General features: G+C 70.7%; 9 protein-coding genes. 7 read left to right on the forward strand and 2 right to left on the reverse strand.

The genetic code is table 11. The features are described 5' to 3' along the window. Positions 1-64 precede the first annotated feature (64 nt). The gene (locus AC068Z_RS12435) at positions 65-1,066 is read left to right on the forward strand and encodes a DNA-3-methyladenine glycosylase family protein (RefSeq protein WP_478554570.1); all 1,002 of its coding nucleotides are present in this window, start codon (positions 65-67) and stop codon (positions 1,064-1,066) included. Positions 1,067-1,133: 67 nt separating this feature from the next. On the opposite strand, the gene manB is transcribed toward AC068Z_RS12435, so the two are convergent. Both manB and AC068Z_RS12445 read right to left on the reverse strand, forming a co-directional pair. Next, on the reverse strand, positions 1,134-2,216 hold the full coding sequence (gene manB, locus AC068Z_RS12440; RefSeq protein WP_478554571.1) for a mannose-1-phosphate guanylyltransferase: 1,083 nt from the start codon (positions 2,214-2,216) through the stop codon (positions 1,134-1,136). Between the two features lie 171 nt (positions 2,217-2,387). Continuing rightward, complete coding sequence (locus AC068Z_RS12445; RefSeq protein WP_478554572.1) at positions 2,388-3,779, reverse strand: peptidoglycan recognition protein family protein; 1,392 nt, start codon at positions 3,777-3,779, stop codon at positions 2,388-2,390. 140 nt (positions 3,780-3,919) lie between these two features. Between AC068Z_RS12445 and AC068Z_RS12450 the strand changes: the two genes are divergently transcribed. The 6 genes from AC068Z_RS12450 to AC068Z_RS12475 all read left to right on the forward strand — a co-directional run bounded on the left by AC068Z_RS12450 (position 3,920) and on the right by AC068Z_RS12475 (position 13,197). Further along, positions 3,920-4,675, forward strand: a complete 756-nt coding sequence (locus AC068Z_RS12450) for a TIGR03089 family protein (protein WP_478554573.1) — start codon at positions 3,920-3,922, stop codon at positions 4,673-4,675. Positions 4,676-4,832: 157 nt separating this feature from the next. After that, the gene (locus tag AC068Z_RS12455; RefSeq protein WP_478554574.1) at positions 4,833-5,981 is read left to right on the forward strand and encodes an LCP family protein; all 1,149 of its coding nucleotides are present in this window, start codon (positions 4,833-4,835) and stop codon (positions 5,979-5,981) included. Between the two features lie 219 nt (positions 5,982-6,200). Continuing rightward, positions 6,201-7,958 carry an LCP family protein gene (locus tag AC068Z_RS12460; protein WP_478554575.1) on the forward strand — a complete coding sequence of 586 codons (1,758 nt, stop codon included), beginning with the start codon at positions 6,201-6,203 and terminating at the stop codon, positions 7,956-7,958. A gap of 218 nt (positions 7,959-8,176) precedes the next feature. Next, on the forward strand, positions 8,177-9,904 hold the full coding sequence (locus tag AC068Z_RS12465; RefSeq protein ID WP_478554576.1) for an LCP family protein: 1,728 nt from the start codon (positions 8,177-8,179) through the stop codon (positions 9,902-9,904). Positions 9,905-10,020: 116 nt separating this feature from the next. Continuing rightward, positions 10,021-11,604 (forward strand): LCP family protein, encoded by a 1,584-nt coding sequence (locus AC068Z_RS12470; protein WP_478554577.1) that lies wholly within the window; start codon positions 10,021-10,023, stop codon positions 11,602-11,604. Positions 11,605-11,751: 147 nt separating this feature from the next. Then, the gene (locus AC068Z_RS12475) at positions 11,752-13,197 is read left to right on the forward strand and encodes an LCP family protein (RefSeq protein ID WP_478554578.1); all 1,446 of its coding nucleotides are present in this window, start codon (positions 11,752-11,754) and stop codon (positions 13,195-13,197) included. The last annotated feature ends 71 nt before the right edge of the window (positions 13,198-13,268 follow it).

A 13,268-nucleotide genomic window follows, 5' to 3' on the forward strand; every position in this document is an offset into this window, starting at 1 on the left:
TGAGGCCGGTCCCGGGCTTCTCGTAGGGTGGGCCTCTCTTCCCCGGATCCCTAGGACCTCATTCGTGGCTGGACGTTTCTCTCCCCGGCCCACGCGGACGACCGTGCGCGGTGGGCATGTCGGTGTGCCCGCCGGGGTGCCCCGGCAGGCTCCGGTGGTGGGGCGGGTGCGGACGTGGGTGCCGGAGGGGCCGCTCGACCTGGGGCTCGTGCTCGGGCCGTTGCGGCGCGGGCCCGGGGATCCGACGTTCCGGGCGACGCCGGACGGGTCGGTGTGGCGGGCGTCCCGGACGCCGGGTGGCCCCGGCACGCTGCGGATCGCGCTGACGGGTTCGGCGGTGCGGGCCGAGGCCTGGGGGCCCGGCGCCGAGTGGCTGCTGGAGCGGGTGCCGCAGTTCCTCGGGGCCGCGGACGACCCCTCGGCGTTCGTGCCCCGGCACCGGGTGGTGGCCGAGGCCCGGCATCGGCGGCCGGGGCTGCGGCTGACGCGGACCGGGCTGGTGATGGAGTCGTTGATCCCGTCGATCCTGGAGCAGAAGGTCACGACCGATGAGGCGTACCGGGCGTGGCGGTTGCTGGTACGGAAGTTCGGGGAGCCGGCGCCGGGTCCCGCGCCCGCGCGGATGTCCGTGATGCCGGACGCGCGGACGTGGGCGTCGATCCCGTCCTGGGAGTGGCACCGGGCGGGGGTCGACAACAAGCGGGCGTCGACGATTTTGCGGTGCGTGCGGGTCGCCGCGCGCATGGAGGAGGCCTCGGCGATGGCGCCGGAGGCCGCGCAGGCGCGGCTGGAAGTGGTCGCGGGGGTGGGTCCGTGGACCTCCGCGGAAGTGGTGCAGCGCAGTCACGGGGCGGCGGACGCCGTGACCGTGGGGGATCTGCATCTGCCGGGCATCGTGGGGTTCGCGCTCGCCGGGGACCGGGACGCGGACGACGCGCTGATGCTGAAGCTGCTGGAGCCGTACGCGGGGCAGCGGCACCGGGCGGCACGGCTGATCCTGCTGAGCGGGCGGGTGCCGGCGCGGCGGGCGCCGAAGATGCCCCGGTGGGACATCGGGCGGCTGTGACGGGGAAACCGCCGGACGGGCTGGGGGGACGGCCCGACCGGCGCTCGAGGACCTGACGGCAGGATGCTTACTGGTCCGGGGAGAAGCGGAGAGCCCTCGGGGGGATCTGGGCGTCGCACCAGACCCGGGCGCCGTCGGTCAGCTCGTTGTCGGGGCCCACTATCGCGCCGTCCCCGATGACCGTGCCCGTCAGGATCGAGCGTTCGCCCACCACGGCCCTGTTGCCGATCAGGGAGTCGGTGACGACCGCGCCCGGTTCGATCACCGCGCCCGGGAGGATCGTGCTGCCGAAGACGCGGGCGCCCTCCGCCACGAACGCTCCCTCGCCGACCACCGTGCCGCCGGCCAGCTTCGCGTCCGGCGCGACCCTGGCCGTCGGAAGGATGAGCCGGTCCCCGCAGCGGCCCGGCACCGCCGGGGAGGGGGCGCGGCCCAGGACCAGGTCCGCCGATCCCCGTACGAAGGCCGCCGGGGTGCCCAGGTCGAGCCAGTACGTCGAGTCCACCATGCCCTGGAGGTGCGCCCCCGCGGAGAGGAGGTCGGGGAAGGTCTCCCGCTCCACCGACACCGGGCGACCGGTGGGGATCGTGTCGATGACCGAGCGGCGGAAGACGTACGCGCCCGCGTTGATCTGGTCGGTGACGATCTCCTCGGGGGTCTGCGGCTTCTCCAGGAACGCCGTGACGCGGCCCGTCTCGTCCGTGGGGACCAGGCCGTACGCCCTCGGGTCGGTGACCTGCGTCAGATGCAGGGAGATGTCGGCCGCCGTGCGCCGGTGGGTGTCCACCAGGGCCCTGATGTCCAGGCCCGTCAGGATGTCGCCGTTGAAGATGAGGACCGGGTCGTCGGGGGCGGAGTGCAGGCGGGAGGCGACGTTGCGGATGGCGCCGCCGGTGCCGAGGGGCTCCTCCTCGGTGACGTACTCGATGTGCAGGCCCAGTGAGGAGCCGTCGCCGAAGTACGGCTCGAAGACCTCGGCCAGGTACGACGTGGCGAGGACGATGTGGTCCACCCCGGCCGCTCTCGCTCTCGCGAGCTGGTGGGTGAGGAAGGGGACCCCGGCCGCCCGGACCATGGGCTTGGGCGTGTGCACGGTGAGCGGACGCAGCCGTGTGCCCTTGCCGCCGACCAGGAGGATCGCTTCTGTCACCTGTTGTCTCCGCTTCCTGCCGGGACCGGCCGAACTGTCTTTCGGCCGGTCAGTGTATGCAGACCGTGGTGTGCGGACCGTGTGTGGTGCCCTCGACGGCAGTGCGGCGTTCAAGTTGTTCCGCCTTGTCCCCCGATGGCGGTGAATGTGCTCCGACGACCGGCTACGGCGTCAGCGCCCCTGGAGCTTGGCAGCTGTCGTACGGGTGCTGCCGAGCTTTCGGTACATCTGCCAGCCCGGGCACTCTGTGGCGAAGCCGTCGCGGTGGCCCGAGATCACATTCAGTCGTACGTTCCTACCTTTTGCGTAGAGATTGCCACCTCCGGACTTCAGGTATGTCTTTCCGCGCGGATTGGCGCCGAAGAGACCGAGTTTCCAGGCCGTGAGCCGGGCCACGGCCTTCACGGCGGCAGCGGACGGCTTGGTCGAGGCGTGGCTGCCGAGGAGGGCGATCCCCATGCTGTGGGTGTTGAAACCGAGGGTGTGGGCGCCGAGGACGGGCTTGGCCACGCCACCGGCCCGGCCCTCGTAGATGTTTCCGCACTTGTCGACGACGAAGTTGTAGCCGATGTCCCGCCAGCCCATGCTCATCACGTGGTAGCGGTAGATACCGCGAATGACGGAGGGCGCCTGCGAACACTTGTATCCGTTGCCGGACGCCGTGTGGTGGACGAAGGCCGCCTTCACCTTCTTCGTGTAGACGAACTTCTTCTCCCGCCACGACTCGTTCGCGCCCCAGCCGCCGCGGGTGACGATGCGGGGGCGGGGACCGATGTACGGCTTCGCCCTCTGTTCCGCCGTCAGTTCCGTGCCGCGGAGGGCGAACAGTTCTTCGCGGGTCTGGTCGGCGGTGAGGGCCGGGATCTCCGGCGCGCCCATGGGGGCCAGTTCGGCGTTGGCGGCGGAGGCGGCGGCCGTCTCGGCGGTGAGGGTGGTGGCGGGGGTGTCCAGGACGTCCTGCGGGGCGTCCTGAGGGGCGGCGGCCCGGGTGGGGGGCCGGGGCGCGTCTTCGCCCGGGTCGACCAGCTCCAGGCGCAGGCCGGTGGGGAGCGGCGGTGTGTACGGGTCCTGCTGCTCCGCGCTGACGCGCACCTCCACCCCGTCCGAATCGCCCACCCACAGAGGGGCCGTGGCGCCGCGCACCCGGGACGAGGCGCGTTCGGCCGTGTCCGGGTCGGCCGCGTGTTCGGCGTTGTGGGTCTCCAGGTCCTGCCAGGCGGACCAGGTGCCGGTCGCCGTCGCGCGGGTACGGACCTGGACCAGGCCGTGCAGTTCGACGTCGGGGTCGTCCCAGACGACGCCGACCAGGGAGAAGCGTCGTACGTCTCGCGGGGGCAGGCCCTGTTCCGGGACGGCGGGGGTGGCGGTGGCCCTGGTCGTACCCCCGAGCGGGGCCAGGGGGAGGGACTCGGTGTGGCCGGGGGCCGGTCTCTCGCCTGCTGTCGTGGCCGCCTCCGCCGTCGGCGCGGGTCTCGTGGTCGCCGCGGCGGCGGAGGGTGGCAGCGGAAGGGCGAGAACGGCCGCGCAAGTGACACCGATCGAGGAAGTAAGGAATCCACGCATGCCCCTGATGTTGGACATAGTCATACAAATCTGTCTATCGGGGATTTGACGGTGCGTCGGGTGGCGTTCGCCCGAACCGGTGGTGGGCGCGGGGGGCGGGCGAGGGGTGCGGGGGGCTCGGCGCGCGTACGCTGACTCGGGTGAATGCCACCGATCGCACCCCTGCCGACCTGCTGCGTTCCGCGCTCGCCGCGGATCCCGGGCGTCCCCTGGTGACCTTTTACGACGACGCCACCGGGGAACGGGTCGAATTGTCCGTGGCCACCTTCGCCAATTGGGTGGCCAAGACCGCGAATCTGCTCCAGGGCGACCTGGGCGCCGGCCCCGGCGACCGGGTGGCACTGCTGCTGCCCGCGCACTGGCAGACGGCGGTGTGGCTGCTGGCCTGTTCCTCCGTGGGGGCGGTGGCGGACGTGGCCGGGGACGCGGCGGCGGCCGATGTCGTGGTGAGCGGACCGGACACGCTGGACGCGGCGCGGGCGTGCGGCGGGGAGCGGGTCGCTCTCGCGCTACGGCCGCTGGGGGGCCGTTTCCCGCAGACGCCGGCCGGGTTCGTGGACTACGCCGTGGAGGTGCCGGGGCAGGGGGACCGGTTCGTGCCGTTCTCTCCCGTGGACCCCGAGGAGGCCGCGCTGATCGTGGCCGGACGGGAGTTCACGGGTGCGGAAGTCGTGGAGCGGGCGCGCGACGAGGCGACGGGACTGGGACTGACCGGGCCCGGGTCCCGGATCCTGTCCGGCCTCGGCTACGACACCTGGGAGGGGCTGAACGCCGGCCTGTTCGGCGCACTCGCCACCGGCGGTTCCGTGGTGCTGTGCCGGAACCTCGACGCCCTGGGCGAGGAGGAACTGGCCAAGCGGATCGAGAGCGAACGGGTCACGGCCGTCGCACGGTGACGTGACCCGCCAGGACCGCCCGGGAGAGGCGCGGCCTCTCGCGCCCCCTCCCCCATTCGGCCCAGCAACACCCCGCACCCCGGGCCCCGCCCCCGCATGGTCGTAGAGGAGACCAAGGCAGACATCGGCCCGTACGCCATGAGGGGTGGACGTCGACGTGACCGAGAGTGTTGGTGGGGCCAGGGCCAGTGGGGTGGGGCTCATACGTCGGCGTCGGCGGCGGTGGATCCGGGGGGCCGGGGCGGGCGTGGGGGTGCTGCTGGCCGGGGGGCTCGGGGTGGGCGCGGTGCTGTACGCGAAGCTGGACGGGAACATCACGCCCGACCAGGCCGCCGCCGCCGAACTCGCCCGGTACGAGAGCGAGCGGCCCACCTCGCTCGTCAAGGACGCGCAGAACATCCTCGTCATCGGTTCCGACTCCCGGGCCGGCCGCGACAACCGGCGCTACGGGCGGGACTCCGGCACCGAGCGCTCCGACACCACGATCCTGCTGCATCTGTCCGGCGGGCGGCGCAGTGCCACCGCCGTCTCGCTGCCCCGGGACCTCATGGTGGACGTGCCCGCCTGCCTCCAGGGCGACGGGAAACGCTCCGAACCCATGTTCGCCATGTTCAACTACGCCTTCGAGATGGGCGGTTCGGCGTGCACCATCCGAACCGTCGAGAAGCTCACCGGCGTGCGGATCGACCACCACATGGTCGTCGACTTCCGCGGGTTCAAGAAGATGGTGGACGCCGTGGGCGGCGTCCAGGTCTGCCTCGCGGAGCCCATCCACGACAAGGCCGCCAAGCTCCGGCTGCCCGCCGGACGCGTCACGCTCAATGGGGAGCAGGCCCTGGGGTACGTCCGCGCCCGCAAGTCGCTCGGCAACGGCAGCGACACCGACCGGATGGACCGCCAGCAACGCTTTCTCGGGGCGCTCGTCAACAAGGTGCAGAGCAATGACGTACTGCTGAATCCGGTGCGGCTGTATCCCGTTCTCGACGCCGCCACCTCGTCACTCACCACGGACCCGGAACTGGCCAGTCTGCGTGGTTTGTACGAACTTGTGCGGGGCGTGCGCGATATCCCCACCGAACGTGTGCAGTTCCTTACCGTCCCCCGGGAGTCGTACGTCTACAACTCCAATCGCGACCAGCTCGTGGAGCCGGAAGCTGAAAGGCTGTTCGAGCGGCTGCGGAACGACACGCCCGTCGAAGTCAGTCAAAAGGGTCCTACGGAAGCATCCGGCGGTCCCGGTCGCGACCCCGCCTCCCCCGCCCCCACCTTCAGCGGGAACACCGCGGCCCAGAACGCCTGCGGGTAAAGCGCTCACCAAACCGGCGAACCCCCCTTCAGGGAAATGCTCCGTATTGACCGGTTGTAGGGGCGTGGAATTTGTCACGGGCGTCGCTCGACGCTGAACTGGGCGGATAGTGTGAGCGACCCGGTGCACCCGGCCACGAGGTCGCGCACTGTGTGAACCGATCCGGGCGCCTTGGAGGGGGAAGGCGCCGCGTGGCCCCGACGGAGGATTCGGACAACCGTGGACGCGCAAGGCCGTGGGCGGGCGGAGAACATCGACCCCGCAGACCAGTGGGTGCTCAATCCGACCACCGGCGAATACGAACTGCGACTGACCCCTTCCGCAGCGCGGTCGGCCGTTCCAAGCCCTCGCAGAGCCTCCAGGGCCGCCAGATCCGCAGGAGCCAAAACCGCCGGATCCGCCGCCCGGACCGCGACACCCGTACGCGACCCGCGTCCCGGACGTGAGGTCCCGCCGCCCCGACGGCGGCGCGGGGCGCCCGAGGAGCCCCTGCCCGGGCGCCGCGGACGGCGGCCGGGGAAGAAGCAGTCCAAGGTCAAGAAGGTCCTGTTGTGGACCGGCGGAACCATGGCCTTCCTGCTCGTCGCCACCGCCGGGGCCGGGTACCTCTACCTGGAGCACCTCAACGACAACATCGACTCCGTCTCGGACGACGGCGCGAGCACCGGTGGCTTCAAGAAGGACCAGGCCATCAACATCCTGCTGATCGGCACCGACAAGCGCACCGGCTCCGGCAACGAGGGCTACGGCGACAGCGGCAGCGTCGGCCACGCCGACACCACGATCCTGCTGCACGTCTCCAAGGACCGCTCGAACGCCACCGCGCTGAGCATTCCGCGCGACCTCGTCGTCGACATCCCGGACTGTCCGACGACGCAGGAGGACGGCTCCCAGAAGGTCATCGCCGGCTCCACGGGCGTCCGTTTCAACACCAGCCTCGGCCAGGACGGCCGTACGCCCAGCTGCACCATGCGGACCGTGACCGAGCTGACCGGGATCACCCCGGACAACTTCATGGTCGCCGACTTCAACGCGGTCAAGACGCTGACCAGCGCGGTCGGTGGCGTCGAGGTGTGCCTGGCCAAGGACATCGACGACCCGGACTCGCATCTGAAGCTGTCCAAGGGCACTCACACCATCGAGGGCGAGCAGGCGCTGGCCTTCGTGCGCACCCGGCACTCGGTCGGCTTCGGCGGCGACCTGAGCCGGATCGGGATCCAGCAGCAGTTCCTCGGCTCGCTGATGCGCAAGCTGAAGTCCAACGACACGCTCACCAGCCCGACGAAGATGGTGAAGCTGGCGGAGGCCGGCACCGAGGCGCTCACCGTCGACTCCCAGCTCGACAGCATCGGCAAGCTGAAGGACCTGGGTCTGGAGCTGGGCAAGCTCAACACCAAGAACCTGACGTTCACCACGGTTCCGGTGATCGACAACCCGGCCGAGACGGTGAAGGCGACGGTCGTCGTCAACGAGTCGACGGCTCCCGAGGTCTTCGACATGATCAAGAACGATGTGTCGTTCACCGAGGTCAAGGCGCAGAAGAAGAAGGAAGCTGCCGCCGTCGCCGCCCGGCTGAAGGGCACCAAGGCGGACCCCTCCGAGGTGCGGGTGCAGGTCCTGAACGGCGGCGCCGAGACCGGCAGCGCCCAGGAGGTGCTGACCTGGCTGCAGACCGAGGAAGGCGTCACCAAGTCGGAGAACGCGGGCAACGCCGACGCCGTACAGGCGAAGACGACGCTGGAGTACGCGCCCGAACAGGCCGATCAGGCGCGGCGGTTGGCGGACCTGATGGGGCTGGCGGGCTCCGCGATGAAGCCCGGGGAGAGCGTCACCAACTCCCAGGGGCTGCCCACGATGACGCTCACCCTCGGCAAGGACTTCAAGGGCGCCGGCGTCCCGATCACCGGGTCGTCGTCGGGGAAGGCCCCGGAGGGCGTGGACAAGTCCACGGCGGATCAGGTCGAGTGCGCCAAGTGACCTGACGTGACCGGTCAGTTCAAGGAGAGCGACCGGTTCGACCAGGGAATTGGCCCGAATTGACCGCTTGTAGGGACACCGGAATCGGTTGTACGCACGTGGAATTTCTCACCGACGTCGCTCGGCGTCGAAGTGTGCGGATAGTGTGAGCGATCCGGTGCATCGGGCCGTGTGGCAATTCCCGCGCGGCGCCTTCCCGACGGAGGATTCGGACAACCGTGGACGCAGGCCGTGGGCGGTCGGAGAACATCGACCCCGCAGACCAATGGGTGCTCAATCCGAACACCGGTGAATACGAATTGCGACTGGGCCCTTCCGCACCGCAATCGCCGCACCCCGGCCGGACTCCCGTCCCCGGCCCGCGCCGACGGACCCCGCAGCGCCCCGACGCCTCCACCGCGAGCCCCGCGGCCCCCGGCCGTGAGGTGCCGCCGCCGCGTCGGCGCCGGCCCGCGCCCGAGGAACCGGGGCGCCGCGGGCGGGGACCCGGTAAGCCGAAGGCGTCCAAGGCGAAGAAGGCCGTGCTGTGGACCGGCGGCGCGATGGCGTTCGTTCTCGTCGCCGCCGCCACCGGCGGCTACCTCTACCTCAAGCACCTGGAAGGCAACGTCGACACGATCGACGTCGGTGACGCGGGCGCGAGCAGCTTCCGGAAGGACGAGGCCTTCAACATCCTGATCGTCGGCACCGACAAGCGCACCGGCGCGGGCAACGAGGGCTACGGCGACAAGGGAAGCAGCGGGCACGCGGACACCACGATCCTGCTGCACGTCGCCAAGGACCGGTCGAACGCCACCGCGCTGAGCATTCCGCGGGACCTCATCGTCGACATCCCGGACTGCGAGACGACGCTGGAGGACGGGTCCAAGGAGACGATCTCCGGGCTGCAGGGCGTCCGCTTCAACCGCAGCCTCGGGGAGAGCGGCCGGGACCCCGGCTGCACGATGCGCACGGTCAAGGAGTTCAGCGGTATCCAGGTCGACCACTTCATGATGGCCGACTTCAACGCCGTGAAGACGCTGACCACGGCCGTGGACGGGGTCACGGTGTGCCTGGACCGCGCCATCGACGACGACAAGTCCAAGCTCAAGCTGCCCAAGGGCGAGTCGACCGTGGAGGGCGAGGAGGCGCTGGCCTTCCTGCGCACCCGCAAGAGCTTCGGCAACAGCGGTGACCTGGACCGGATCAAGGCGCAACAGGCCTTCCTGGGCTCGCTGATGCGCAAGATGTCCTCCAGCGACACCCTCACCAGCCCCACCAAGCTGCTGAAGCTGGCCGAGGCGGCCACCGAGGCGCTCACCGTGGACAAGGCCATAGGCAAGGTGGGCACGCTCAAGGATCTGGCGCTGGAGTTGAAGAAGGTGCCGACGAAGAACATCACCTTCGCCACCGTCCCGGTCAAGGACAACCCGGCCGAGGTGGTGAAGGCGACCGTCGTGGTCAACGAGGCGACGGCGCCCCAGGTCTTCGACATGATCAAGAACGATGTGTCGTTCACCGAGGTCAAGGCCCAGCAGAAGAAGGAGGCCGCCGCCGTCGCCGCCCGGCTGAAGGGCACCAAGGCGGACGCCTCCGAGGTGCGGGTGCGCGTCCTCAACGGCGGGGCCGAGTCCGGCAGCGCCCAGGACCAGCTCCTCTACCTCCAGACGCAAGAGGGCGTCACCAAGTCCGAGAACGCGGGCAACGCCGACGCCGTACAGGCGAAGACGACCCTGGAGTACGCTCCTGACCAGGCCGATCAGGCCCGCCGGCTGGCGGACATCATGGGTCTGTCCGGTTCGGCGCTCAAGCCCGGCGAGAGCGAGCTCAACGCCCAGGGCCTGCCGACGATGACCCTGATCCTGGGCAAGGACTTCAAAGGGGCGGGCGTCAAGCTCAACGCCGCCTCGGCGAAGACGCCGGACGTGGAGAAGTCGACGGCGGACAAGGTGCAGTGCTCCGGTTGACCCGGGTACTCGGCGACTGAGGTGACCTGAAGGGCCTGTCGAGCGTCTGACATGACGTACGACAGGCCCGTGCCGTGGGGGGCGATCAGGGTGATCAGGGTGGGGAGGGACAGGGAGTGACGCAGAGCAGTGTGCGTGAGGCCGCTCCGGAAGCCGCGGGGGGCGGCGCGGGGGCGGCCGACGGCGGGGAGGCACAGGCCGGCCGCCGCGGAAGCACGCCCGGGCGGGGGCGGCGGATCATGAAGTGGTCCGCGGCCGTGCTCGCGGTGCTGATAGTCGGTACGGCGGGTGCGGGGTACGCCTACTACCAGCACCTGAACGGCAACATCAAGCACGACGACCTGAACCTGGGGGACAACAAGGTCGCCGGGCCGACCCCGAACGCCGCCGGGCAGACCCCGCTGAACATCCTCCTCATCGGCTCCGACGCCCGGGACACCGAGGAGAACCAGAAGCTCGGCGGCGCCAAGGAGACCTTCGGGTCGGCGCCGCTGGCGGACGTGCAGATGCTGCTGCACCTGTCGGCGGACCGCTCCAACATGTCGGTCGTCAGCATGCCGCGCGACACCCTCGTCCAGATCCCCAAGTGCACCGACCCGGACGACAACGAGGTGTACCCGGCGAGCGACGGCCGGACGCTGACCAACCAGAGCCTCGGCCACGGCGGCCCGGGCTGCACGGTGGCCACCTGGCAGGAGCTCACCGGCATCCACATCGACCACTTCATCATGGTCGACTTCGCCGGCGTGGTGTCGATGGCGGACGCCATCGGCGGCGTCCCGGTGTGCGTGGACGCCAACATCCACTCACGCGACAGCCAGGGCCACGGCTCGGGCCTGAAGCTGGAGAAGGGCACGCACCCGATCAAGGGCGAGCAGGCCCTGCAGTGGCTGCGCACCCGGTACGGCTTCGAGGACGGCAGCGACCTCGCCCGCGCCAAGGCGCAGCACATGTACATGACCTCGATGGTGCGCGAGCTGCGCGAGAACGCCACCCTCAGCAACCCGATGAAGCTGCGCCGGCTCGCCGAGGAGGCCACCGACGCGCTCACGGTCGACCCGGGCCTGGACGACGTCAAGAAGCTCTACGACCTCAGCAACGAGCTGCGGAAGGTGGAGCCGGAGCGCATCACCATGACCACGATGCCGAACCGGTACGTGGGCGCGCGGGTGGAACCCACCGAGGACGCCGAGCAGTTGTTCCGGCTGGTGCGTGAGGACATCGCGCTGGACGGCAAGGACGAGAAGAAGCCGAAGACCGAGGAGAAGGTCTCCGACGACCCGGCGGCGCCCGACGCGGAGATCGGCGTCCAGGTCCAGAACGGCACCCGCACCGACGCCCTCGGCCCGGCGAGCGGACGGGCGAACACGGTCGCGGGGCTGCTGAACGAGGAGGGCTTCACGCGGGCCGCCGCGGACGGCTCGGTGGTGCTGAGCGAGGACCGGACGGTCGTCCGCTACCCGAGCGCCGAGCTGGAGGGCGACGCCCAGCGGGTCGCCAAGTCGCTGGGGATCCCGCTGAGTTCGGTGAAGCGCTCCACGGCCGTCTCCGGGGTGACGCTGGTCGTCGGCGCGGACTGGCGCGAGGGTACGGCGTACGAGGCGCCGAAGCAGGACGACAAGCTGCCCGACTCCGACGACAACCTCAACGGCGCCGACGACACGGCCTGCATGCACGTGAACCCGGGCTTCACCTTCTAGGCCGGGTTCCGCTCGCCCGTCGGACAGCGCGCGTTACCGCGAACGGGGGACACCGGTGCGCGCCCCCGGGGCGGTGCGCCGGGCGGCAGATCGTATGGGCCTACGGTGCTCAAGATCCCACGTACGGCCCTCGCGGAGGTGTCCCCCATGCCCACGCCGCCCCGCTCCCCCGCCAGACCCCGGCGGCGCCGCCCGCAGCCCCCCGTACGGCGGAAGAAGCCGCGCTGGGCCATGCGGGCGGTGACGACCCTCTCCGTGGTGGTGCTGGCGTCCGCCGGGATCGGGCACGCGGTGATGTCCAGCCTGGAGGCGGACATCGCGCGGGTGGACCCCTTCAAGGACATGAAGAACCGGCCGCGCGCCGGGCACGGGATGAACGTGCTGCTCGTCGGCACCGACGGGCGGGACCAGATCTCACAGACCGAGCGGCGCAAGTACCGGCTGGGCGGGGCGCCTTGCCACTGCACGGACACGATCATGATCGTGCACATCTCGGAGGACCGGGAGCGGGCGAGTGTGGTGAGCCTGCCGCGGGACTCGTACGCGATGACACCGCCGCACGTGGACGGTACGACCGGGGAGCGGCACCACGGGCATCCGCTGAAGCTGAACGCGGCGTACGCGGAGGGCGGGCCGCAGCTGACCGTGCGGACGGTCGAGTCCATGACCCGGGTGAAGATCGACCACTACCTGGAGGTCGACTTCACCAGCTTCATGAAGACGGTGGACGTGCTGGGCGGGGTCAAGGTGTGCACGGCGAGCCCGCTGAAGGACTCGTACACCGGCCTCGACCTCCCGGCGGGCACGCACGACCTGAAGGGCGGCGAGGCGCTCCAGTACGTCCGCGCCCGGCACGCCGACGGCTCCTCGGACCTCGGGCGCATGCAGCGCCAGCAGCGCTTCCTGGCGGCGCTCGTCGAGCGGGCGACCTCGTCCGGGATCCTGCTGAACCCGATGAAGTTCCGGGACGTGACACGGGCCGTGCTGGGGTCGGTGCGGGCGGACAAGGGCTTCGGCACGGACGAACTGCTGGACCTCGGCCGGGCGATGCGGAACTTCTCCCCCTCGTCGTCGGAGTTCACGACGGTGCCGATCGGGCGGATGGGATACGTCGTGGAGGGCGTCGGTTCCACGCTGCGCTGGGACCCGGAGAAGTCCGGCCGCCTGTTCGCGGCCCTGCGCGCGGACCGGCCGCTCGCGGCGCACAAGCCCCGCAGCGAGGCCCTGGAGGTGGACGTCGCCCCGCAGCAGATCCGGGTCCAGGTGGAGAACGGGACGGCGACGGCGGGCCTGGGCAAGCGGGTGGACTCGGCGCTGGCCTCGACGGGCTTCCGGACGACGCGGGCGCCGGTGAACGGGACGGACCGCGCGGTGAAGCGGACGGTCGTGGCGTACGACCCGCGCTGGGACCGGTCCGCGAAGTCACTGGCCACGGCTCTGCCGGGCAGTGAACTGCGGGCGGTGAAGGGGCTGGGGCCGACGCTGAAGGTGATCGCGGGGGCCGACTTCGAGCGGGTGCGGAAGGTCCGGGCGGACAGCCCGGCGCAGGGGGAGTCCGGGGTGGTGCGGGGCGACGAGGTGGTGTGCAAGTAGCAGCACCGCACATGCTCCGGGGCGAAGGAGGTGGGTCGGTGCCACACCCTTCGCCCCGGGGCTGTGAGGTG

This window comes from Streptomyces sp. NPDC043726 (genome assembly GCF_056436565.1).

Excerpts from the sequence above, each read along its gene's own strand:
- AC068Z_RS12445 (WP_478554572.1), bottom strand. The coding sequence starts at position 3,779 with ATGCGTGGATTCCTTACTTCCTCGATCGGTGTCACTTGCGCGGCCGTT.
- AC068Z_RS12475 (WP_478554578.1), top strand. The coding sequence starts at position 11,752 with ATGCCCACGCCGCCCCGCTCCCCCGCCAGACCCCGGCGGCGCCGCCCG.